Below are 23844 nucleotides of genomic sequence, written 5' to 3' on the forward strand. Positions count from 1 at the left end.
CCGTTAAATTATTAATCGCAATGATAACCATTATCGTTATTGTTTGTGTTTTTATTACAATTGGTTCATAGCCGTATTGAAGGAGAATTATATGAATCGGCACTTTATGCGTACCCCAACAGCACTTGCGGTCGCTTTAGTTATATCGTCAGGAATGGTTCAGGCCAACGAAGATGAAACCGTTGTTGTTATTGGTCAGCAGCTAGAAGACAGTTCAGTAGGTCCAGATTTTAGTTACGTGGGATTAAGCAGTCGCACAGCAACCAAAACTGACGTTGCTATAGGTGAGACACCGCGCGCTATTTCGATTGTGACTCGTGAACAGATGGACGACCGAGCGTCAATCAGTATTGCCGATGCATTGCAATACACACCGAGTATCCAAGCGAATTATTTTGGTGAAGACAACAAGCAAGATTGGTTTGTTATCCGTGGTTTTCAGCAAGCAAACAGTGGCTTGTATCAAGACGGAACGCGTTTGTATTCATCCGGTTTCTACAGTTGGCAAATCGACCCGTTTGGTTTGGAGCGTGTAGAAATCTTACGTGGTCCAGGATCAGCGTTGTACGGCCAAACCCCTCCAGGTGGTGTTATTAACGTAATCAGCAAGCGCCCACAGTTTGATGGTGGCTCGGGTCAGTTTGCTATCGAATACGGTACTGATGATCGCAAGCAAATTAGCGTAGATGTGAACTCTGAAGTTAACGATAAAATGGCGTTTCGCCTGCAGGCACTTGGGCGTAAAAATGGCAGCCGTGTCGATGGTGTAGAAGCTGAACGCATTTTTATCGCTCCTTCTCTGGCTTATAAATTCACAGACGACACAAAAATCACATTACTAACCAGTTACCAGAAAGATGATTCTGATCCGTACCTACAGTTTTTACCAATGGAAGGAACGTTAACCTCGAATCCGAATGGCAAAATCAGTGATAGCACTGCTGTAGGCAATACAGATTGGGAAACGTTCGAGCGTGAACAACTGTCAGTAGGTTATGAATTTGAACATCATTTCAATGACAGCACTTACTTCATGCAGAACACGCGTTACAGCAAGATGGACATTAACCTTCGTCAAATGTATTCCCTTGGTTATGCAAAAGATAATCGGTTAGGAGCATATGACCCTACGGACAGTCAGATTCTACGTGGGGCATCAACGGAAGAAGGTACATCGGACGCATTCAACATTGATAACCGAGTTGTGCATACCTTTAAAACCGGGGTTGTAGAGCATACGTTATTGGCTGGTATTGATTACCAAAACATCGATATTGATAGTAAAGATTATGCTGCAGATCCATTTGTTGCAGATGGCAATAGTTCGATTGGCATTCCAGTGCCCGGAGTGGGCTTAGTTCCAATCGCTAATCCATTGTTTGATGTGTTCAACCCATCATATAGCAATAACGTTACTCTGCTTGATTCAACCTTTAGTGTTGTTGATGAATCTGACCGCCAAACGACCAAGACCAAAAATAATCAGCTTGGCTTGTATTTACAAGATCAGATGATGATTGCTGACAAATGGGCTGTTCAGGTTGGTGTCCGTTATGATGATTCTCAAAACAAGACTCACAACACCACGACAGGTAAGAAAACTAAGGTTGATAACGAAGAATGGACAACTAACTTAGGTGTTGCTTACCTAATGGATAATGGTTTTACGCCATACGTTAGTTACGCACAGTCATTCAATCCTATTATTCAACTTGACGTAAATGGCGACCCGGCTAAACCAGAACGCGGCGAACAGTATGAAGTAGGTTTGAAATACCAACCGCGTAGTTTTGAAGGCTACTTCAATATAGCGGCATTTGAAGTCTCGAAAGAAAACCTAGCACGCACTGTTAATAGCCAGCTAACGCAAATTGGTGAAGTTCGTAACCGTGGTCTTGAATTAGAAGCGGTGGCTAACGTAACCGAAGAGCTAACGTTAATCGGTAACGTGTCATTCATTGATTCTGAAATTACTGAAGATGCAAACAGCAGTTATGTGGGTAACACTCCGTCACAAATTGCTGATCAACTGGCTTCGGCTTGGGCAAACTACCGTTTCTTGAGTGGTCCACTTGATGGCCTAACCGTTGGTGCGGGTGCACGTTACGTTGGTGATTCATACGCTGATAATACCGAGACTAACGTTGTTCCTTCATACACATTGTTTGACGCAACATTGAGTTACCGAATCGAAGATTACAAGTTCCAAGTTGCAGCGAAGAACTTAGCAGATAAAGAGTACGTGGCTACGTGTGACTTCTACTGCTTCTACGGCGATCGCCGTAATGTGATTGCGAGCGTAACTTATGACTGGTAGCCACCAGCCTTTGAACACTCTGCCCCATGGGCAGAGTGTGTCTTTAAGTGAGGCACAAGACAGTTACTGCGTGGAAGTAAGCTCAGGTGTGATTGAAGTTGTGCGTGAAACAAACCAGTTTTGGCGTTTATCTCAAATGACAGCGCTTAATACGGAGCAACTTTCTGCCTTTGCCATACTGTTCTCTGCTAACCCTGGGATTCGAACGATTGAACTTGGACAGTTTAAAAGCGAAGTGCTGGATTCTTTGTGTTTTGAAACTGCTGAAGGTTTAAAGGTGTTATGGCGTGAATCCGTTATGCAAACGCCTGATCTTTGGCTCAAAAATAGGAATCATTGCCTTTATCCGCACAAGCAAGTCCTCGACGCTGCAGGGTATCACCCAGCCAGACCAAAACCCTTATTGGGTGAGCTGTATCGCCGTTATATTCCCGATCTTAACGCCGTGCTCACTCTAGAAGGCTTAGATGTCGACAAACACTTAACCTTCTTCAATAAGTGGCAAAACAACCAACGTGTAGCGAATTTCTGGGAGCAAACTGGCTCACTGGAAGAGCACAGGAAGTACTTAGAAGAATCAGTTAAAAACAATAAGAATCAGCTTCTTATTGTTTGCTTAGACAATCAGCCTTTCGCTTATATCGAAGTGTACTGGACCAAAGAAGACCGAATCGCACCTTATTACGCGGCGGGGGATTATGACCGAGGTATTCATATGTTGGTCGGTGAAGAATCCCACCGTGGTGCACATAAAGTTGCTGCTTGGTTGCCTTCTGTTTGCCACTTCATCTACCTATCAGATCCTCGTACAGAAAAGATTGTTAGCGAGCCAAGAGCCGATAACGACAAGATGATCGGATATCTGCAGAAGTATGGATTTGCCAAAGTAAAAGAATTTGAATTTCCGCATAAACGTGCGGCTTTAATGTGTCAGTTGAAAGACAGCTTTTTCAGTAACGAGTTCTAATAATGAAGCGGTAAGTACTGGTAAAGGGAGTCGGAATAGGGGCCTTGTACCCAACAATTATCATGAGGTTATACATGACGAAACAAATTAAGGAATATGATGTTCTCGGAGTAGGTTTTGGCCCTGCTAATTTATCGATAGCCATTGCGTTAGAAGAACAAGCTAAAGACAAAGGCTTAAGTTATTGCTTCTTAGAGCAAAAACCTCATTTTGAATGGCACGGCGGCATGTTGCTTGATGGAACAAGAATGCAGATCTCTTGTTTGAAAGATCTGGTGACGCTACGAAACCCAACAAGCCCATACTCGTTCGTAAACTATTTGCACACCAAAGACAGGCTCAACGCTTTCATCAACCTAGGCAGCATGAACCCTTCCCGTGTTGAGTTTAACGACTACCTGACTTGGGTTGCTAATCAATTCTCAGAACGCGTAAATTACGGCCAGCGAGTCATTGATATTGAAGCGATTGAAGAAAACGGTCATAGCTCAAAAGTAAAAGTTACCTCTACCGATATACACGGCAATCAGACGGTTCGAATCGCTAAGAACCTTATTGTTGGTATGGGAGGAATGCCGAAGCTACCGAAACAGTTTGAAGGCCATGATAATGAACAAATTATTCATTCTTCAAAATACAAAGCATGGCGCGAGACCTTTAAAGGAAGTTCAGATCCTAAAATCGCGATAGTCGGAGCAGGACAGAGCGCGGCAGAAATATTCGTTGATCTAACAAACCGTTATGCCGATGGCGAGATACATATGGTCAACCGTCGCTTCGCATTACACCCTGCTGATGACAGTCCGTTCGTTAATGAGGTGTTCGATCCTGATTTCACTGACCATATGTATGAAAGCACGCAAGAGCAGCGCGATCATATTCTTTCTCGATTTAGTGCAACCAACTACTCGGTAGTCGATACGGAAGAGCTCAATGCAATATATGAGTTACTCTATTTGCAAAAAGTAACGGGAGAAGGCAAACATCAGCATCTACGCTGCCATGACATTCAAGAAGTCGCGCAGAAAGACGAGAAAGTCGCATTGCGCTTGAATGACACGATCAACAAAGCACAGGCATGGAATGAATACGATGCCATCATTCTTGCCACTGGTTATCGATACGATGAGTTCAACCAAATGCTGAGCTCAATTGAACCTCTGATTGATAGTAAATCGGTAGGGCGTTCATACCAATTAGACATGAAGCCAAGCTGTGACGTCAAAATCTTCCTACAGGGTTGTTGTGAATCTTCTCACGGTCTAAGTGACACGCTTCTTTCAGTGTTGGCTGTTCGTTCTAAAGAAATTGTGGATGCTCTTCTATCTAGTTCTAAGCAAACGGTTGAGACTGAAAAAGCGTAATTAACATATCTACATACTACATAGCTACATAGCTACATAGCGCCGAGCCCCTGAGTTTGGCGTTAATTTTCTAGATATATAGATAGCTCCCCAATTTTTATATTCCTTCGCTACCTTTATCTTATTCATACCAATAATATTTTCACTTCAGTCATCGTTATTCTCAGCTCAATAATGGATTCTGTTACTGATGGGTTTATCTTGGGTTCAAACAGAGCAACTATCGCCGATAAATCAATCAACTAGACGCTGATTAAAACTATCAATACGATTTATTACAGCAGTTGTTGAGCACAAAGCCTATATTGACTAGAATGACGCACTTTTTTTATTTACGTACATACAGGTAATGAACATGAGCGATACTAATTCAAGACCAGCTTTACCAGATCATCTTGCAGGCAACCCACGCAGCCCACACCACGTGGCTGAGTGTTTCGAATACCCAATCGGCATTCGTCTAAATGGTAAAGAGCGTACTGATGTTGAAGAATACTGCATCAGCGAAGGTTGGGTTAAGATCCCTTCACCTAAAGCGCTAGATCGTCGCGGTCAGCCAATGCTTATTACTCTTAAAGGCACTGTAGAAGCTTACTACATCGAAGACTAATTGATGTCGTAATAGCTAAAGCCTATTTATTGAAGGGTCTAGAGAAGTCTAGACCCTTTTTGTTTCTATCGTGTTCAGCGATTTTTACTCACCACGCAATACCGGCGCCAATTGAAAACTCCAAATCTTCTCCTTCAGCCTTATCGAAACCCGCTGTAACCACAAAGCCACTGTCCATAATATAGGTCGCGTCCAAACCACCAACTTGTTTGGTTGAGCTATCGGAGAACTCGCGGTTCTCTAGCGTTACGTCTGTATGTGTGCGCTTGATGCCGTAACCGGGAGTGATGTACAAATTTTCTGTGATACCAATCGGTGCGTGAAACTGATATTCGTTGTCACGTTGTTTGTATTCGTAAGAATCATCGTCTTCGTTATAAGCAGAGCGTGTAAATTCAACACCGTAACCTATAGTTCCCGGACCTCGATATTTGATATATGAAGCAGACCAATCTCTCCAACCTCGTTCAGCCGATAGCCCGAATGTAATAGCCGTTTCTTCTTGCATTTGCTCATAGGCTTGAACGTGTGAAGTGCCGAAGATTAGGGTTGCGGCAAGAACAAGAAGGGGGAGTTTGTTATTGGTCATTGGATCGCTCACTTATGTAAACAAATATCAGCGCTTCTCATGGAGATTGAGCGCCAATAAATGAGTAACTTAGTCGGGATCGTCCTTGAGCTTTTTGTTATGTGTTCCTTTGTGTTTTTTTCGAATAGCACTCTCGATGATGAGAGTGTTATTCGATAGGGTGCTAGTTATTCAAATCGCGGTGTGCACTATTTTAAAGTGCGTAATTTATTCACCTGCATTTTTGTTCGTACTTTCGTAACTTCAGCATGCGAAGGCAGTTTGTCTTTTACTTTGTTCTTGATGTCAGACATCGGAATAAAGTTCCACTGGCCGTCGTGATACTTAACAACGAATGTTTGGCGATCAATCTCTTCTCGGAATACCCAAACACCATCGTCTAAGCGTTTAAAGTCGCCAATCACGTTTCCGTCGGTGCCTGTCACCGTCCAAAAAGTGTGTTCTTGTTGTCGATAAGCGACGGAATCTTTTTGTCCCGAGATAAGCTTATCGCCAGAAGTTATCGTAACGTAACCATCGCGAATGATGACTTCACCCACACGCTGTTCGTCTGAATAGATGCTGTAAAGAGTGTGCTCATCACTCACTTGTTCCTTAACGGCAACAATTTCAGCATCACCGTTGTCTTTGTTGAAGAAAGGAATGTCTCCAAGATCTGGGACATAAACAAATCCTAAATCAGCTTGAGCGATTTTGTCTTTCAGTGTTGGTGCGTCAACGCCATAGTTTGGGTCTGCGTTGTCATAACCGCCATCGTTATCTATATCGTCATATCCAAAACCTGGGTCGACATTTTCAAAACCGTAATCGCCATCGAATTGCGGTTGTGCTGGGTCTGAGTTTCCACCTGATGAGCAACCCGCTAGAACGGCAATAAGTACAAGAGCGATAAGTGATTTGTTCATGATATTTCCTATCGTTGGGTTTATTTGTAAACACTTGATGCGCAGAAATGATTCTCATGGGTGTAAGTCACTTATGTTCCTTACCACGGACACTCAATGTTACCAGCACTGCTGCATCGCTTGAGGTTGTACGATACGTAATCCAAAGTGTTCAATAAATAAACTGATCAATAGGTTTAACATCACGAATGGTTATGTGTTTATTTCGTAAAAGAACAATTGTGGAGATGAATTCTTAAGAGAAAGGGAGTTTGAATTGAGTTTTGCTTCTCTGATCAGTTCTAAAAATAGTCTTTCCAAATATGCATTCGCAAGAATAACGCGGGCAACGTTGATTGCTTTGTGTTCGATTGCTCATTTTTGTCTATTTTTCACTCGGTTGCTGGTTGGTTAAATAATATTCATGTAGTCGAAAATATGAAGCGTAGTCTAATTAAATGAAACTAATTTGCTGTATTTAAAGTAATTAATTGTTAATGGCTATCTCTGTCACAGAAATTAATCCTGAAGCACATACAATCCCTCCTGTTTTCGAATGAGCGTAAATTTTTTCGTTCGAGCATTTTATTCTTCCTTCGCCCAATAATATGAGGTTCCTATGTTTGGAATATTCAAACCTATGGCGCATATCGATCGCTTATCATCAGATAAAGTCGATAGCACCTACACACGATTACGATGGCAGCTGTTTCTTGGTATTTTTGTCGGCTATGCAGGCTATTACTTAGTTCGTAAAAACTTTAGCTTGGCCATGCCTTACCTTATCGAACAGGGGTTTAGCCGAGGTGAGCTTGGGGTTGCATTAGCAGCGGTTTCTATTGCTTACGGTTTATCAAAGTTCTTAATGGGTAGCGTTTCTGACCGCTCTAACCCTCGTTATTTCCTAAGTGGCGGCTTATTAATGTCGGCGCTTGTGATGTTCTGCTTTGGTTTCATGCCTTGGGCAACGGGCAGCATTACCGCGATGTTTATCCTTCTGTTCTTGAATGGCTGGTTCCAAGGTATGGGTTGGCCAGCGTGTGGACGAACCATGGTGCACTGGTGGTCACGTAAAGAGCGTGGCGAGATAGTGTCAGTATGGAACGTTGCTCACAACGTGGGTGGCGGATTAATTGGTCCAATGTTCCTGTTGGGTCTATGGGCTTTCAATGACGATTGGCGAACCGCTTTTTATGTTCCTGCATTTTTTGCCACTCTCGTTGCTATTTTCGTTTGGTTCACTGTAAGAGATACGCCTCAGTCTTGTGGTCTACCTCCAATTGAAGAACACAAAAATGACTACCCAGATGATTACGACAAGTCCCATGAAACAGAGATGACAGCAAAAGAGATCTTCTTTAAGTATGTCTTTAATAACAAACTGTTGTGGTCAATCGCTATCGCGAACGCGTTCGTTTACCTGATTCGTTATGGTGTACTTGACTGGGCGCCTGTTTATCTAAAAGAAGCGAAAGACTTCTCTGTAGATAAATCATCTTGGGCTTACTTCTTATACGAGTGGGCTGGTATTCCGGGTACGCTATTGTGTGGTTGGATTTCAGATAAGTTATTCAAAGGTCGCCGTGCACCTGCAGGTATCTTGTTCATGGTGCTAGTGACTATCGCAGTATTGGTTTACTGGTTTAACCCAGCGGGTAACCCAACGGTTGATATGTTGGCTCTAATTGCGATTGGCTTCCTAATTTACGGCCCTGTAATGCTAATCGGCCTATACGCACTTGAGCTTGCTCCTAAAAAAGCGGCGGGTACAGCAGCAGGCTTAACAGGACTCTTTGGTTATTTAGGTGGTGCGGTTGCAGCAAACGCAGTATTAGGCTTCATGGTTGACCATTACGGCTGGGATGGTGGTTTCACAATCTTGGTTGGCGCTTGTATCGCCTCGATCATCTGTCTGGTGTACGCATTTATTGGTGAACGTAAGCACCATAAAGAGAAAAGCCTTGAGCGCGAGAAAGAAGCCATAGCTTAATCATTCGTTAACTTGATCGTTTGTTAAGCGAGTTTTAACAAACACAACCATACTAATAAATGACAGAGGCAGGGATAACCTGCCTCTTTGTTATCAAGGAATATAACAATGAAAACAACGTCACTGTCCCTAACTTTATTAGCGCTGAGCTTATCGGCCAATGCACTTGCTGATCCATTGGTTATTGCGCACCGAGGTGCATCGGGTTACTTACCTGAGCACACATTGCCAGCAAAAGCGCTCGCGTATGCGATGAAACCTGATTACATCGAACAAGATGTCGTGATGACCAAAGACGACCAACTGGTGGTATTACACGACCATTATTTAGATCGCGTTACCGATGTTGCAGACCGCTTTCCAGAACGTGCACGCGACGATGGTCGCTACTACGCGATAGATTTCACGCTTGCTGAGATTAAATCATTAAAGGTGACTGAAGGCTTTAACCTTGATGAGCAAGGTAACAGAGTGGCAGGGTATCCAACTCGCTTCCCAATGTGGCAGTCTGATTTCCGCGTACCAACGTTTGCGGAAGAGATCGAAATGATCCAAGGGTTGAACAAGACTCTTGGCTACGACGTAGGTATCTACCCAGAAATCAAGGCACCTTGGTTCCATCTCCATGAAGGCAAGGACATCTCTAAAGCGGTACTGGCGACTTTGCATCAATACGGTTACTTAACAAAAGACGATAAAGTCTATTTGCAGTGTTTTGACGCTAACGAACTGCAACGCATCAACGATGAACTTATGCCAGCGATGGAAATGGACTTAAAACTCGTTCAGCTCATGGCTTACACCGATTGGAACGAAACCATGACTTATAAGGGAGATAAGGCGACTCCTTACAGTTATGACTGGATGTTTGAGAAAGGCGGGATGGCAAAAGTTGCGACTTATGCTGATGGCATTGGCCCGTGGAAACCTATGCTGGTGGACGACGCATCGACCAAAGATAACATCATCATTAAACCGTTGATGAAATCTGCCAAAGAGGCTGGTTTAGACGTTCACCCGTATACGTTCCGCGCTGACCCAGGTCGAATTCCGGGCTATGCCGATAATTTCGATGGCATGTTGGATGTGTTTTACAACCAAGTGAAAGTCGACGGCGTGTTTACTGATTTCCCAGACAAAGCGGTAGCGTTCCTTAACCGTTAAGCTATTCAATAGCTACAAAACACTCGCTACGAAGAGCTAAAAGCAAAGTTCAAAGCTGCTTTTAGCTCTTTCTTTTCAGCCCCGTGACAACTCAAATCCCCATTTTGACATTCCTCAGGTTTACACCGATCTCGCTCCTTGGTAGGTTACCAACATCACAGTCAGTCGCTTGCCTAAAGGCTTGTACTCACTGAACCTTATATTGAAATTGGAACCATCATGGAAGAAAGAAGCCAAGCTTATCTCGATAGCTACCTAAACTCACTGCCGAAAGAAATGGCCAAGAAGCACACCTCATTCAGTGCTGACTATTTCTGCGGAGACGAGTACAACGCCAATTTGTGCGCACAACTGATATTGAAAGGCGAAAAGCAAGCGTCTTGCAGCCTTGAATATTGGTACAGCCATGAAGATGAAGTGATGCCCGTTGTCGGCCACTTGCAAGTTGTTACCGATTGGGACGGCAAGCCTATCTGTATTGTTGAAATCACTTCTGTTTCCTTGTGTCCATACAATGAAGTGACCGCTGAATTTGCTGCCGCAGAAGGTGAGGGTGACAAAACTCTAGCATGGTGGCGAGAAGCCCACTGGAACTTCTTCTCACGTGAATGTGAAGAACTCAAGATCACACCGAGCGAAGACATGATGTTGGTACTTGAGCGTTTCAAAGTGGTTCATCAATAACAGTAAGATTAAAAAGTGCCCATTGGTTTGACTGAATCTTAAGCCATGGCACTTTGATCTCGAAAAGCAGTCAAGCAATACAACAAGGAGTGTGTAGTGAAAATTGCAATATTGGATGATTATCAGGACGAAGTAAAAAGCCTTGCGTGCTACAGCAAGTTAGAACAGCACGAGGTTAAGGTATTCACAGAAACTTACCTTGAAGACGAACTTGCGCTGAAGTTACACGATTTTGAAGCACTCGTGCTCATCCGAGAACGTACTGAGATCACTGAGTCGTTACTATCCAAATTACCCAATCTCAAGTTAATCAGCCAAACAGGTAAAGTCAGTAATCATATCGACCCGCAATTGTGTGAACGCTTCGGTGTGAAAGTGCTGGAAGGGCGCGGTTCACCTGTTGCACCTTCTGAGCTGTGTTGGGCGTTGATCATGGCAGCGTCTCGTCATATACCTGCGTACGCTTCAAACCTCAAACAGAACCAATGGCAAGATTCAGGCTCACTCGGCTTAGGTAGAACATTAAAGGGCTTAAAGCTTGGCATTTGGGGCTATGGAAAGATCGGACGCTGCATCGCGCAATATGCCAAAGCGTTCGGTATGAATGTGATGGTGTGGGGAAGTCCAACCTCAAGAGATCAAGCACAAGCTGATGGATTTGAAGCGGCACCAACCAAACATGCGTTTTTCAGTAACGTGGATGCACTCTCCTTGCACCTACGCTTGAATGACGCCACTAGAGGTTGCGTTACTGCTGAAGATCTTGGCCTAATGAAGCCAGACTCACTGTTCGTGAATATCAGTCGAGCGGAATTAGTTGAGCCAAAAGCCCTATTTAATGACCTCACCAAGGTACCAAGCAAACGAGCGGCGATTGATGTTTTTGAAATAGAGCCCGCTACACCAGAGACTGAACCTCTTTTATCTTTGCCGAACGTCACAGCAACGCCGCATTTAGGCTACGTTGAACAAAATAGCTACGAACTCTACTTTGATATCGCTTTCGACAACATTCTATCCTATCAAAGGGATGGCATATCAAGCTAGAATCTGCCCAAAGAAAAAAGGTAGAGAAAGTATGAGCTTAACAATTAGACAAGTCACAGTAGATGATGCTCAGGGTATTATCGATGTATTAAACCCAATCATCATCGAAGGGCGTTATACCATCTTAGATCAGACGTTTACGTTGGATGAAGAGAAAGGTTTTATTGAGTCGTTTCCCGAACGTGGCGTGTTCAGTGTTGCTGTTAATCAAACGGCTAATCAGTTGCTTGGTTTTCAAAACGTAGAGCCGTTTGCCTCTTATACAAAAGCTTTTGATCATGTGGGTATTATTGGAACTTATGTAGACGCAAACAGCTGTGGGCAAGGCGTTGCAAAACAGTTATTTGAACATACATTCGAGGTCGCAAAAGCCAAAGGCTACGAAAAGCTTTTTGCTTATGTTCTAGCTGGCAACGAACGCGCATTAGCGGTTTACCTCAAACAGGGTTTTGAAACTGTCGGAATAGCAAAGAAACACGCTAAGATTGGCGGCCAGTACTATGATGAGATTCTTATCGAGAAGTTCTTATAAGTACGGCGAAACATTCGCAACATCATCGATGCAGGAGGCATGATGAACAAAGCTACAAAATCAACGGTTTCAGCCAAGCTGACTAAAACCGTCTTATTTGATTGGGGTAACACCTTAATGATCGACTTCCCAGACGCACAAGGGAAAATGTGTGACTGGGAAACCGTACAAGAAGTGAGTGGGGCACAAGCCTTACTTGCTCAATTGTCGAAGCATCACAACATCTATATTGCGACCAATGCAGCCGATTCCAGTAAAGGTGACATCATCCGTGCATTTGAACGCGTCGGATTGTCCCAATACATTGATGGTTATTTCTGTAAGGCGAGTATTGGTTTATCTAAATACGATTCTGGTTTCTATCCTGCCATTATTGCCAAACTCAATATCGCACCCCAAGATGTCACTATGATTGGCGATACTCTAGAAAAAGACATTTACCCTGCGTTAGAAGCTGGCTTGCAAGTGGTTTGGCTGAACACGGAAGAGGCGACCGCAGATTCGAAGTTACCTATTGTTGAGGTTCAAAATTTGACCCAACTACTGGAGTTTATCAATGAATGAGCATTCTGAGATCTGGCGCCAGTATTATCAAAAAGCCTTAGATAAACCCCATTCAAAAAGAACAGACTTCGCTATGAAGCTTAACGAGTCACGCTTAAACGTCGCGATTGATTGTGGCTGTGGTACGGGCAGTGATATCGACTTTTTAGAGCTGCAAGGTTACCAAGTGTACGGATTTGATGTTAATCCTGACTCTATATCAATATGTTTAGACAGGTTTGGCGGTAAGCCTTTGGTCGAGATATCTCAAAGCGCATTTGAAGATTATGATTACCCAAAAGCAGGGCTTGTCATTGCCAATTCGAGTCTATTTTTTGCAGAACCAACTCAGTTTGATGAAACGTGGCAACGAATCATCAATAGCATTGAAATCGGTGGTGTATTCGCAGGCGATTTCATGGGTGTCGATGATAGCTGGGCTCATGGTTATCGCACCTCCACAACGCCACTTACTAAAGCAAAAGTGTTGAGCTTGTTTGATGACTTCGAGGTTATACGTTTTCATGAGCGCGACGAACAAGCGCTAACGTCATTAGGAAAGATGAAGCACTGGCACACTTACTCTGTTATTGCCATTAAGCGAAGTTCGACATCGTAATTTCGACTTAAAACTAGCCGCGCGTTGGTTTTGAAGCCAACCTCTCATTTGTTATCTGTTGAATGCTCTAAGCTAAGCCTAGATTTCGAATAGAAGGGCTAGGTTATGAGTATTGAACGTCATGGAATATCGGTTGGAATTGAACGTGTTAGCTGCGAAACCATCATCGTGTTTAAAGCGAAAGGAAAGCTAACGCACGACGATTATCAAGCGATGATACCAATCTTAAAAACAACAATAGAAGAGCTCGACTCTTCCGCATTAAAGATACTGGTCGACATCTCAACATTAACCGGTTGGGAGCTGCGCGCCGCATGGGACGATTTCAAACTCGGGCTAGAACTCAACTCTAAGATAGACAAGATTGCGATTTACGGCGATAAAAGCTGGCAAGAACTGGCATCAAAAGTCGGTAGCTGGTTTGTGTCTGGCGATATCAAGTCATTCGAAGAATACGACTCTGCCATTGAGTGGCTGATTGACTAATGTATTTGCAGTTCAGTTGTTGTCACTGGTGGAAAGCTGAAGGAATCGCCTTAAAGGTTGTCGTCTATCCGTTCTCAAGGCCATTCCCTAAGTAATTCAATAGAATATGTTTATTGCTACATGTAACATGCGCCTACAGCGATACGATTGCGCTAACTAAAAGAATAAGCAAAATAACAAGGTCTAAGAACATGAATAAGGTAATTGATAAGCTCGCTTGGATATTCATTAAAGATGGCAAGCTGTTGATGGTGAGATCAAAAGGCAAAGAACTGTTTTACTTACCGGGCGGCAAGCGTGAAGCCGGCGAAAGTGACGAGCAAGCATTGGTTCGCGAAATCAAAGAAGAGATTTCAGTCGATTTAGTACCTGATTCAATCAAATACGTTGAGACGTTTACTGGACAAGCTGATGGCAAAGCGGAAGGCGTATCGGTGCAATTGACTTGTTACGTTGCAGATTACACAGGTGAACTGTCTCCAGATGCTGAAATCGAAGAGCTTAAGTTTGTTGATGGCAACGACAGAGCGGTATGTTCATTAGCAGCGCTGGTTGCGCTAGATTGGTTAGAAGAGAACCAGTACTTGGCTTAACGGCAGAGCACGATCCTCAAAAGATCCCTATTATGAAAAGCTTGAAGGGCGACTATCTTTCATTAGAAGGTCGAGTTTTCTTTGAGCTTTTTTCGTATCTTGCAGATCCACCACCTCAATCATCTCGCACTCGTCCCTCACCATCTCATTGATTAGGCTAGGGTAGTGTCGGCAATCTTCCGGTCGGTCTAAGTAAATACTGCATGTGTATTTGGTTTGGGCTTGGGCATTCGTGTCTTTATTCGGAACGATCTCTAGAAATGGGCAACGAGTTAGGCGCTCGCCAGATTCAGGATCAAACCAAATCTCACTCCCACGAACATATTCAAAGATGTCTGGGTTGAACAGCTCCCACAAATCAATCTCTTCTTGAGTTGCGGCAAGATCACCATCGCCATATTTGATACAGCATTTTCCGCATTGATTACAATCTTTCATTCGTGGCTTCTTAGTTAACTTACTCTTTTAATATTATCACTGATACGATGCGGCACGTTGATTTTGTTGCTCAGAGCTCAAAAAGAGGGCAAGGAACAAACAATCATTCGCAAAGTGAACCGCCGAAGCACAGTAAACAGTGATACAATTTCTCTTCGTAAGTTATTAATACAAAGGCTCCAAATGAGAACGATCTACACCACTGAAGGCGACATCAACGCAAAGAAACAGAAAGACGCTTATCCAAAATTGGCGTTATGTGAAAACTGCGTGCGTGACTATGTGGTGATTGAGCAAGGTGAGCGCACTTACAAGCCTTGTGCTAAATGTGGTGCCGACGATTAATGCGCCTTGATAAACACCTTTGTAAAAGCACAGATCTCACTAAACCAGAAGCCATTGAAAGAATTCATAATGGTGAGGTAAGTGTAAACGGTGAAGTCGAGCTTGATGAATCCACTCAGGTTCATGAAAGTAACACCATCCTGCTTAATGGTGACGTGTTAACGCTACGTGCATTTCGGTACATTTTAATGCACAAGCCAGCAGGCACCATCTGTTCCAATATCGATGAAGTGTACCCATCGCTTTTCAATCATCTTGAGGTTGATAAAGTCTCTGAACTGCACATCGCAGGGCGGTTAGACGCCGATACTACAGGCTTAGTATTGATCACTGATGATGGACGTTGGTCTTTCAATATCACACTGCCAACTAAGTCGTGTAAAAAGGTGTATCGTGTGACATTGTCACGGGATGTTAAAGACGATGTCGCAGATAAGTTCAAAGTGGGGGTTCAGCTGCAAGGTGAGAAGAATCCCACGCGGCCCGCAGAACTAGAAGTGATAAGCCCCAAAGAAGTGCTACTGACCATCACAGAAGGTAAGTTTCATCAAGTTAAGCGGATGTTCGCTGCCGTTGGAAACCGAGTCGTAGGGCTACACAGAGAGCAAATAGGCGAAGTAAGTCTAGATGTTGAAGAAGGACAGTGGCGTTATCTCACCGAAGATGAAGTTAGCTCTTTCAGCCAGTAACCTAAAACAAATTAAAGCATAAAGCCTAGAGATACTACTGGGCTATAAAACAGAAGGAATTGTTTACCATGGAAAATCTCAAAGTCACGGAAATAAAGTCGTTTGTGCCTGCTAAAGACTTCGACTTATCAAAGCGTTTTTATCAAACTCTCGGCTTTAAAATCATGTCTGAATTCCATGATATCGCTTATTTTCGTCACGGCGATTATGCATTCCTATTACAAGATTTTTACGAACCTGCGCACTGTCACAATTACATGATGCACTTGCTGGTGGAAGACGTAAAAAGTTGGTATCAACACGTGCAAAACTCTAATGTAATGACGGAATTTGAAGTAACCGTTACTGAGGTTGTCGAACAACCTTGGGGAATGCTTGAGTTTTGTATCACTGACCCAAGTGGCGTGCTATGGCGTGTTGCCGAGAACATCAGGCCACGTTAGCCCGTAAACTTGTTTTAAGGCCAGTGAAACGCTTCAAATTATCCATATGTCGCTTAATTTATACCGCTCTCGGTAATTATCAAATAGGTTAAAACATGGATATAAAGGCTAAAATGCACAACCAAGACGTTTATTACTGTGATGACGTTGATCTGGTCGCCGAGCAAACACAATGCTTAGAAGTGCTTTACGATTTCAACCACACTCGCCCGAGTGAAGGTGACAAACGCCAACAAATCATGAAGCAACTGTTCGCAGAAGTCGGCGAGGGTTGTTACATCGAGCCGCCATTGCACGCCAACTGGGGCCGTCACACACATCTAGGTAATAACGTATACGTAAACTTCAACCTGACGCTTGTTGACGACACCGACGTATTCATCGGTGATAACGTAATGATTGCACCTAACGTAACCATCGCAACAGGCACACATCCCATCAGCCCAGAACTTAGGCTCAAAGCCGCGCAATTCAACGTTCCTGTCCGTATCGGTAACAATGTATGGCTTGGCGCACACACCGTTGTTTTACCGGGTGTCACCATAGGTGAAAACTCGGTTATCGGAGCGGGCAGCATAGTCACTAAAGATATCCCAGCCAATGTGGTTGCCGTCGGTAACCCGTGCAAAGTGGTACGAGAAATCAATGAACGCGACCGAGAGTATTACCACAAAGATCGCCGCATTCCAGACGAGCTTAAGTAAGCCGTATTGACCAGATTCTCAATGTGGAAGTTTGGTCATACTAGACAGAAAAATTCTGCATTTTCACTAGTACCGACGCTAGCTGTGATATAAGTCGTTGTTATATAATGGCTGGGTTGCATATGAGATGTGAGCGGTAGAAACTAGACAGAATTAATCTGCATTTAAATACAGAATTTTTCTGTCTAATAGAGCTGTTAGGTTTATAGGAGAAAAATTTGGACGCAAGAACAACTTATAATCGGCTACCATATGGAAATGAAATTCCCGAACCGGAGTTTTTGGGGCGTATATCAGCGCTGATACAAGACTTGTCCGAACTGCTTTCGACCGAGTTACTCAAAGATGGTAAGGTCAATTCTCGCAACCCAGTTGAGAAAAACTTTGCTGAGATTTTAGAGTTTCACCGCAATCGCAACTATTATAATCGTGACTCTGAACTAAAACGTTTGTTCACTCTTATGACTGACTTAAAGTCGATACGTGATAACTCTGAGCAGAACTTTTCTCAATTCAAGAAACAATTGAGAAAATGCAATCGAGTCAGTCAATATGTTGGAATAAGATTTGAAATTTCGCTAGCTAGTTTTTTTATCAGAAAAGGTGTGCCGTACAAAAACCGAGAAGCACCAGACTTTGAGTTTAATTTCGATGAAAATCAGAAAGCATTTATCGAGACAACAAGCTGTCATATAGTTCAAGAAAAACTGCAGAATCTATATTTAAAAGTTAATAGTGCTATTCGCACTAAATCTAATAAAAAGTATGCAAATGACTCTACTATTTTGGTCATAGATGTCACTAATCTAATCCACAATTCAGTAAGATTGCATCCTGAATTTAAAATTGAAAACCTAGTGGTAAATTGCCAATCAGAAATGGATAAATCGCCATATGGTGCATTTATTTTTCGCTGTACGTTCCCTAGCGAGAAAGACGGTTTGATTTATGCGGGTGGTGATTCATATTGTAAAGGGAACGCTTCACCGGCTTTACTTAAGATTTGGAGCCTGCTGGGTTACGATGAACGAGTTGCTCATGACGTTGAGCATGGCACATACTTTTGCTCATAAACCTAACAAATTGTTCAAGAGTGATTCGGCACGCGTGGCATTTTTACTATGCGTTAGGTTTGGTGGTTAAGGTGTTATGCGGAAGCTTAGGTATTGCGTGCCTCACACCTTAACAAGACGTTAAGCATCAATGATAAACATTTGAGAGTTTAGGTATGGACAAAGAACAAGTCGTCGAAATTGTAAAAGAAGTATTTAACTATCAGTTGATAGATGGCTGGGCATATATAATTTTATTTGTTGTAACATTAGTCGGTACTTATCTGGGAGCCGGTGCGAAAAAAAGTGGTGAACTTAAAGCAGTTAACGATAACTTCGATGAACTTTTGAGACAGCAAAGAATCCTGACGGAAAATGTTACCAAAATAAAACAAGATTTTGAAAAAGAGAATATCGTTTACCAGATAAAGATGTCCGATTTTAATGTTCGTTCATTGGAAGCAATAGAGTTGGTGTTTTCTAAGTTAGTTGATATAAAAAAGTGTGCGAGACAAGTTTATTATGCTCCAAACCAAGACTATGGTAAGGACTTGTATGCTGCGATTGAGGAGTTTCGTGATACTTATGATGTTAAGAAAATCTGGATACCAAAAAAAATTGCAGATGAGTTAGAAGAAGTAGCAATTGAGTTGGGTAATAAAGCGAGTCAATTTCTACAGGTATCACGAAGTGCTGAGCGAGCAACAAGATTATCTGACCAGCAATTGGAACGTATATTTGGTAAACAGGAAGACTTTTACAATTATATGGATAATGAATCTCGGAAAATATTTGAAAAGTTATCCGATAAAATAAGAATGAGTTCGTTGAACTAGATGCTTAACCAACCGTTTTAGAATGATTCACAACACTTGGCATTTTTGCTATGCGTTGCGATTTGTGTTTAAGGTGGTTTGCGGAAGTCTCGGTATTGTGTTGCTCACACCTTAACAGGGCGTTAGTTTAATAGGGAAACTTTATGAGAAGGCGTCTAAACGCAGATTCAATTTTTCAGGCGCTTGAGCCTAAGTTAAGAGTATTAATTGATAACTATGAAAGTGAAAGTATTTACGCGTTAGTTATTTCTGAAGGCGTTGTTTACATCCATACAGAAGCTGGTTTCAACAAAACTCTCAATGAGTACATTGATTGGTGGGATCAAGCAAACAAACTCTTAGGCAGTTGGGAAGAGCTTGAAGAATACGAAGAGGATAAGTTAGATACTTGGTCTGATTTGGACGGAATTATAGATACACAAATTCAAGAGAAAGTTAAGGCAGATGAATCTGATTTGACCGGTACGCATAAAGTTGAGTTGTTGAGGTTGATTAACGCTGAGCGCGAGATAAATAGGTTAGAGGACACATATAGGTCCGAAGAGACCCGTGAACGAGTGAGGAAAAATATCGGAGATTGGAGTAACCGTTATGCTATCGCACTTTATGGCATGTCTGGCTATGATGAAGCGGCATATGATGAGCATTATGAATTGAGTGACGATGATCAAAAGTTAAGCGAGTATGGAGTCGCAATGCATACTTTACTCGAGCTTATTATGTCTAGCGATCTTTTCAAACGAGTGAACTTATCTTCTGACTTTTATCACTGTACGCAAGAGCACAACTATTAAACTAACAAACTGTTTAAGAGTGATTCGCAATGCGTGGCATTTTTACTATGCATTGTGTCTAGTGTTTAAGGTGGTATGCGGATGGATTGGTGTTGCGCTGCTCACACCTTAACGCGGCGTTATATACTCACGCATTCAATTTTAAAGTAGATAGATGATAGAGAGAGCAAATGACGTTAATAAGTTTTGCTGACATGGAAGATAAGTTCACAAAAGAAGTGTTAGAGCAGGAAGCTTCTTGGCACCCAGACGCGGAGTTAAGTACTTTTTCAATGGCTGCTGGATACGCGATGGGACATGGCTATAAGCAAGGTAAAGCTTATATGTTTGCTATGGATTTAGTGGACAAAGGTTTGGTATTCGATGACTAAAGAACAAGATTTGGTAAGTAAAGAGAAGTTTTTAGCATTAAAGAAGTCATTTATTGAAAATGTAGAAAGCAAAAGTGGCGGATTTGAGCCTCATGACAATTATTGCTGGAGGTCGGTGATAACAGGTTACGCGCTAGCTAATGGTTTTTCTCACGGTGAGGCGTATCAATTTGCGCGCGAAATGTCTATCTAAAAAGGTTCTGAAAGCCAATTAAGAACGGATATAACAAACTGTAAAAAAATTGATTCGTAATGTATGGCATTTCACCATTCGTTGGACGCAGTTGCTAGGGTACTTGTTGCGGCTTTGGCATTTCATGTCTCACATCATAACTAGACGCCATATATCCGTGCTTATATCCACAAAGGGTTAAAACAGATGGTTATCAACGACTATATAAAAAATACGGAGTTTACAGAGATCCCTAATGATCTACTCGATATCAGTAAGGTGCCTGATGATATCGTGGGTATATGTAAGTTTGTTCAAGGAAACCTTATTCATTCGTATTGGCTTGAGCACTATGGTGTTGAGGCTGAACCGCTAAACAAACTGAAAGAAATGCAGACTCGGCATGCTAAAGATTTAGTCTCTTTAGCAATATCGAAATCAGGCGAACCTGCTCATGTTTTCAAAAAACCTAACCATAGAGTGATAAGTATTTGTAGAGACTTTTCACTACTAGTTTGCTCTATTTTGAGGGCAAAAGGAGTACCAACCCGACTAAGGAGTGGGTTTGCGACTTATCTAGAACAAAACCATTTCGAAGATCACTGGGTTTGTGAATATTGGAACAAAGATAAAGGATGGATAGCCGTTGATGCTCAGTTAGACGACATTCACCATCAAATCTTGCAATTTGAATTTGATCCGTGTGATGTACCATCATCAAACTTTATCGTGGCTGGACAGGCTTGGAGGTTATGCCGTCAAAATTTGGAGTCTGCTGACAGTTTTGGTTTTCGGGATTTCAAAGGATTAGAGTTTATCAAAGGGAGCCTAATTCGTGACTTGTATGCCTTATCAAAATTTGAAATGCATACGTGGGATACAGGGTGGGGCATACTACCTAAATTCATAAGCCCTATTTCTGGAGAGTATGAATTAACTCTGCTCGATGAACTTGCAGAGGTTAGTTTTTCTGCGGATGGCACTAAAGCTCTTAAGTTAGTTAAGTCGTGTAATGAAATAAAGCTTCCAAGTGGGTGGGATTGTTCTAAGTTTCCGACTTTAAGTGAGCTGTATGCTTCACTTTAGTCTCCAGATATATAGAACACACAGCAACTCGACATGCTTGGTCTCTCTCATTCCATCGCAATGTCGTTCGTAATCCATTACTTCCTAATTTACAGGTGGTTACACCCTTGAGGAAACTATGAAAATAACGACCTTGGTTGATAATAATCGCTTAGACAGTAGACCAGATTTAGCAGTAGAACGCGGGTTGTCGTTACACATCGAAACTGAGTCACTAAACATACTATTCGATATGGGAAGCGGCGATACTTTTTGCCAAAATGCGCCTCTACTCGACGTTGATATTAATAATGTTGATATAGCCGTGATATCACACAGGCACCACGACCATTGTAATGGCGCTGTCGACTTTATTACTCATAATTCTAAAGCCAATGTTTTTTTGAAGAGTTGTGAGGAACAAAACTATTATTTCCGTGCTTACGGTTTTAAAAATGATGTCGGTATCAATACGGATTTAATCAAAAATAACCATGAGCGACTGAAGTTCGTTAGCCAGACTACTGAAATTGCGCCTAATGTATTCACTATTACTGATATAAGCACCAAACACGAAAAGCCCAGAGGCAATCAATACCTTTACACACAATCTCAAAATCGATGGGAGCAGGATACATTCGATCACGAATTACTCTTAGTGGTTAAAGATCGTGATGGCATCGTCATATTTACCGGTTGTGCACATAGTGGTGTTCTTAATATGGTTGATACCGCAGTTGCTCAGTTTCCAGGAGAGAGAATCAAAGCCGTAGTAGGAGGTTTTCACCTAGTCGGGCTACCTTTGTTCGATAGTATCGGTGGAACCAAGCAAGACATTAAAGATCTCGGTCTTGCGTTATTACAGTATCCCATTGATAAACTTTACACTGGGCACTGTACAGGGAAGAAAGCTTATGGTCTCCTGAAAGAAGTGTTAGGAGGTCGTTTGGAGGCAATTCCTACAGGCAGCTGCATTCGTGTGTAGTGTAATTTTAATACTGTTAACACATACGCGACCTTCAAAGCTTTAAGTTATGGAGAACAAAGTGCACGTTCGGAAAGCGATTAAGGAAGACTCTAGTAAGTTACTTGAACTTATTTAGCAGAAAGCTGAATTTGATCGAGGTATGAAAGGTTTTAATGGTGAAATTTCTACGACAAAAGAGAAGATTGAACGCACCTTGTTTGGTGACTATTCGTTTGCTCATGCTTTGCTACTAGAAGTTGATGATGAAGTTCAGGGCTTCGCTTTGTTCCACTATCGATATTCTTCATTTCGTGGTGAGCCGTTTATTTGGCTTGATGACTTGCTAGTTATTGGTGGGCATCGCTCAAAGGGATATCGTGCTCAACTCATGTATGCGTTGAAGAATGAAGCTGAAAAGTCATTAAGCTCGCATATTGCATGGACGGCTAGCCCATACAACACCAAAGCACATGAGTTCTATCATAGGTTGGGTGCGGAAGTAGAACGAATGGATGGTGAGCGTCCGTATTTTCGTTGGGCATAGCTAGGCTAACAAGCGTCTTTTGGAGAGTATATGAACATCTTGATTGAACAAGAAATCGAACTTCATCAATACGAAACCCGCAAAAGTAATACCGATATTGAACGTTTAATTCATCAAAGTTTTAGTGAAGTTGGTAAGTCTGGTTATAGCTATGACTTTGCTTCGATCGTTGAAATGATGAAAACTGAAGTTTCTTCGAGTAGTCGTATTCATTCGCAAAATTATGAATGTATTCAACTTGAACCCTCTGTCCAGTTGCTTAAGTACGAGTCAGCCGTAGTTGACGAGACTGGTCAAGTTAGCGACTACGCGAAACGCTGCTCGATTTGGGCTTTTACAGGTCTTCATTGGCAGCTCAAATATCATCAAGGAACACCATGCCCGCCGTTTGAGCTCAAAGACATCTAGGGTTACATAGAAATCGCATCAAACATGAAATCGAAGAGTGGTTCTCGACGATCTCGCTTTAGCGCAGTTGTTTATACAACTCTTATTTAGGTAAGCTGTCAGCACAGCACACACGTAAATTGAGCGTTCGGGGATTCATGATTTCGTACCAGCAAACAAAAGATCTATCGGCTTCGGCGAAGATGACTTTTTTGAATATGCGTTCTTACTATGAGCAATACTCGGTCGAATGGGATTGCTCAAAATCGAAGAGCAAATTCGCGATTTAACGAACTTTGATATTTTGCTCAATGGCGAAATCGTTGGTGCTATCCGCTTAGTGTTTGATGATAACAGTTGTTACATTCGAGACTTACAGGTTAGCGAACAACACCAAGGTAAAGGGATTGGTGCGCTTGCCTTTGCTGAGTGTGAGCGTTTAGCGGTTGAGTCAGGTGTAAATCGACTTAAGTTGCGAGTCTTTAAAATTAGCCCAGCATTCCGACTTTATGAAAGAGTGGGCTTTGTAGTAGATAGCGCTGATGACAGGTTCTACAACATGTCGAAAAAGTTCTTCTAGCCAACTGTGGGTGTTAAATGACGATTCTCACACGCGGCGCCAAGCACACTATGAATTCACCGGAAATA

General features: G+C 42.4%; 29 protein-coding genes and 1 pseudogene. 27 read left to right on the plus strand and 3 right to left on the minus strand.

Annotated features, from left to right (window positions below; all coding sequences use genetic code 11):
* Positions 1-106: 106 nt before the first annotated feature.
* From L1D37_RS09595 to L1D37_RS09610, 4 genes are all read left to right on the plus strand, one after another.
* The gene (locus tag L1D37_RS09595) at positions 107-2317 is read left to right on the plus strand and encodes a TonB-dependent receptor (protein WP_239847823.1); all 2211 of its coding nucleotides are present in this window, start codon (positions 107-109) and stop codon (positions 2315-2317) included.
* Positions 2307-3284 carry a GNAT family N-acetyltransferase gene (locus L1D37_RS09600; protein ID WP_239847750.1) on the plus strand — a complete coding sequence of 326 codons (978 nt, stop codon included), beginning with the start codon at positions 2307-2309 and terminating at the stop codon, positions 3282-3284. The genes L1D37_RS09595 and L1D37_RS09600 overlap by 11 nt, the downstream gene beginning before the upstream one ends.
* 74 nt (positions 3285-3358) lie before the next feature.
* Complete coding sequence (locus tag L1D37_RS09605; protein ID WP_239847751.1) at positions 3359-4648, plus strand: lysine N(6)-hydroxylase/L-ornithine N(5)-oxygenase family protein; 1290 nt, start codon at positions 3359-3361, stop codon at positions 4646-4648.
* A gap of 355 nt (positions 4649-5003) precedes the next feature.
* Positions 5004-5258 carry a DUF3297 family protein gene (locus L1D37_RS09610; protein WP_239829388.1) on the plus strand — a complete coding sequence of 85 codons (255 nt, stop codon included), beginning with the start codon at positions 5004-5006 and terminating at the stop codon, positions 5256-5258.
* An 88-nt stretch (positions 5259-5346) separates the two neighbouring features.
* On the opposite strand, the gene L1D37_RS09615 is transcribed toward L1D37_RS09610, so the two are convergent.
* Positions 5347-5847 (minus strand): hypothetical protein, encoded by a 501-nt coding sequence (locus L1D37_RS09615; RefSeq protein WP_239847752.1) that lies wholly within the window; start codon positions 5845-5847, stop codon positions 5347-5349.
* Positions 5848-6035: 188 nt separating this feature from the next.
* Positions 6036-6752, minus strand: a complete 717-nt coding sequence (locus L1D37_RS09620) for a membrane lipoprotein lipid attachment site-containing protein (RefSeq protein WP_239847753.1) — start codon at positions 6750-6752, stop codon at positions 6036-6038.
* Between the two features lie 598 nt (positions 6753-7350).
* On the opposite strand from L1D37_RS09620, the gene glpT reads away from it, so the two are divergent.
* The 9 genes from glpT to L1D37_RS09665 all read left to right on the plus strand — a co-directional run bounded on the left by glpT (position 7351) and on the right by L1D37_RS09665 (position 14389).
* Entirely contained in the window at positions 7351-8721 is a 1371-nt protein-coding gene (gene glpT, locus L1D37_RS09625) for a glycerol-3-phosphate transporter (RefSeq protein ID WP_176681300.1), read from the plus strand.
* A gap of 108 nt (positions 8722-8829) precedes the next feature.
* Entirely contained in the window at positions 8830-9885 is a 1056-nt protein-coding gene (gene glpQ, locus L1D37_RS09630) for a glycerophosphodiester phosphodiesterase (RefSeq protein ID WP_239847754.1), read from the plus strand.
* Between the two features lie 219 nt (positions 9886-10104).
* Positions 10105-10569, plus strand: a complete 465-nt coding sequence (locus L1D37_RS09635; protein ID WP_239847755.1) for an ASCH domain-containing protein — start codon at positions 10105-10107, stop codon at positions 10567-10569.
* Between the two features lie 96 nt (positions 10570-10665).
* Positions 10666-11616 carry a D-2-hydroxyacid dehydrogenase family protein gene (locus L1D37_RS09640; RefSeq protein WP_239847756.1) on the plus strand — a complete coding sequence of 317 codons (951 nt, stop codon included), beginning with the start codon at positions 10666-10668 and terminating at the stop codon, positions 11614-11616.
* 31 nt (positions 11617-11647) lie between these two features.
* Entirely contained in the window at positions 11648-12148 is a 501-nt protein-coding gene (locus tag L1D37_RS09645; RefSeq protein WP_239847757.1) for a GNAT family N-acetyltransferase, read from the plus strand.
* A 42-nt stretch (positions 12149-12190) separates the two neighbouring features.
* Positions 12191-12712 (plus strand): HAD family hydrolase, encoded by a 522-nt coding sequence (locus L1D37_RS09650; protein ID WP_239847758.1) that lies wholly within the window; start codon positions 12191-12193, stop codon positions 12710-12712.
* Positions 12705-13310 (plus strand): class I SAM-dependent methyltransferase, encoded by a 606-nt coding sequence (locus L1D37_RS09655; RefSeq protein WP_239847759.1) that lies wholly within the window; start codon positions 12705-12707, stop codon positions 13308-13310. The genes L1D37_RS09650 and L1D37_RS09655 overlap by 8 nt, the downstream gene beginning before the upstream one ends.
* 105 nt (positions 13311-13415) lie before the next feature.
* Positions 13416-13796, plus strand: a complete 381-nt coding sequence (locus tag L1D37_RS09660) for an STAS/SEC14 domain-containing protein (RefSeq protein WP_239847760.1) — start codon at positions 13416-13418, stop codon at positions 13794-13796.
* Between the two features lie 191 nt (positions 13797-13987).
* A complete protein-coding gene (locus L1D37_RS09665) occupies positions 13988-14389 on the plus strand; it encodes an NUDIX domain-containing protein (RefSeq protein ID WP_239847761.1) in 402 nt (133 codons plus the stop codon).
* A 30-nt stretch (positions 14390-14419) separates the two neighbouring features.
* Here the strand turns inward: L1D37_RS09665 and L1D37_RS09670 are convergent, their stop codons facing one another.
* Positions 14420-14827, minus strand: coding sequence for a YkgJ family cysteine cluster protein (locus L1D37_RS09670; RefSeq protein WP_239847762.1), 408 nt, complete (start codon positions 14825-14827; stop codon positions 14420-14422).
* A gap of 183 nt (positions 14828-15010) precedes the next feature.
* Here L1D37_RS09670 and L1D37_RS09675 point away from each other — a divergent pair, with 183 nt between their 5' ends.
* The 14 genes and pseudogenes from L1D37_RS09675 to L1D37_RS09755 all read left to right on the plus strand — a co-directional run bounded on the left by L1D37_RS09675 (position 15011) and on the right by L1D37_RS09755 (position 23776).
* Positions 15011-15172, plus strand: a complete 162-nt coding sequence (locus L1D37_RS09675) for a hypothetical protein (protein WP_008224207.1) — start codon at positions 15011-15013, stop codon at positions 15170-15172.
* On the plus strand, positions 15154-15861 hold the full coding sequence (locus L1D37_RS09680) for a pseudouridine synthase (RefSeq protein WP_239847763.1): 708 nt from the start codon (positions 15154-15156) through the stop codon (positions 15859-15861). Before L1D37_RS09675 ends, L1D37_RS09680 begins: the two co-directional genes overlap by 19 nt.
* Before the next feature lie 68 nt (positions 15862-15929).
* Positions 15930-16304: a VOC family protein gene (locus L1D37_RS09685; RefSeq protein WP_239847764.1), complete on the plus strand. Its 375-nt coding sequence runs from the start codon at positions 15930-15932 to the stop codon at positions 16302-16304.
* A gap of 95 nt (positions 16305-16399) precedes the next feature.
* Entirely contained in the window at positions 16400-17008 is a 609-nt protein-coding gene (locus L1D37_RS09690) for a sugar O-acetyltransferase (protein ID WP_128644362.1), read from the plus strand.
* 218 nt (positions 17009-17226) lie between these two features.
* Positions 17227-18081, plus strand: coding sequence for a hypothetical protein (locus L1D37_RS09695; RefSeq protein ID WP_239847765.1), 855 nt, complete (start codon positions 17227-17229; stop codon positions 18079-18081).
* 155 nt (positions 18082-18236) lie between these two features.
* Positions 18237-18896: a hypothetical protein gene (locus L1D37_RS09705; protein ID WP_239847766.1), complete on the plus strand. Its 660-nt coding sequence runs from the start codon at positions 18237-18239 to the stop codon at positions 18894-18896.
* Between the two features lie 143 nt (positions 18897-19039).
* Positions 19040-19690: a hypothetical protein gene (locus tag L1D37_RS09715; RefSeq protein ID WP_239847768.1), complete on the plus strand. Its 651-nt coding sequence runs from the start codon at positions 19040-19042 to the stop codon at positions 19688-19690.
* 170 nt (positions 19691-19860) lie between these two features.
* A complete protein-coding gene (locus L1D37_RS09725) occupies positions 19861-20061 on the plus strand; it encodes a hypothetical protein (RefSeq protein ID WP_239847770.1) in 201 nt (66 codons plus the stop codon).
* Positions 20054-20254, plus strand: coding sequence for a hypothetical protein (locus L1D37_RS09730; protein WP_239847771.1), 201 nt, complete (start codon positions 20054-20056; stop codon positions 20252-20254). The genes L1D37_RS09725 and L1D37_RS09730 overlap by 8 nt, the downstream gene beginning before the upstream one ends.
* A 186-nt stretch (positions 20255-20440) precedes the next feature.
* Positions 20441-21319, plus strand: a complete 879-nt coding sequence (locus L1D37_RS09735; RefSeq protein ID WP_239847772.1) for a transglutaminase-like domain-containing protein — start codon at positions 20441-20443, stop codon at positions 21317-21319.
* Between the two features lie 118 nt (positions 21320-21437).
* Positions 21438-22283 carry an MBL fold metallo-hydrolase gene (locus L1D37_RS09740; protein WP_239847773.1) on the plus strand — a complete coding sequence of 282 codons (846 nt, stop codon included), beginning with the start codon at positions 21438-21440 and terminating at the stop codon, positions 22281-22283.
* Between the two features lie 49 nt (positions 22284-22332).
* Positions 22333-22809, plus strand: a pseudogene (locus L1D37_RS09745) (GNAT family N-acetyltransferase).
* A 30-nt stretch (positions 22810-22839) separates the two neighbouring features.
* Positions 22840-23217 carry a DUF4440 domain-containing protein gene (locus tag L1D37_RS09750; protein WP_239847774.1) on the plus strand — a complete coding sequence of 126 codons (378 nt, stop codon included), beginning with the start codon at positions 22840-22842 and terminating at the stop codon, positions 23215-23217.
* Between the two features lie 229 nt (positions 23218-23446).
* Positions 23447-23776: a GNAT family N-acetyltransferase gene (locus L1D37_RS09755; protein ID WP_239847775.1), complete on the plus strand. Its 330-nt coding sequence runs from the start codon at positions 23447-23449 to the stop codon at positions 23774-23776.
* The last annotated feature ends 68 nt before the right edge of the window (positions 23777-23844 follow it).

Origin of the sequence: Vibrio sp. Isolate33 (assembly GCF_022397895.1) — a bacterium.
GTDB lineage: Bacteria > Pseudomonadota > Gammaproteobacteria > Enterobacterales > Vibrionaceae > Vibrio > Vibrio pomeroyi.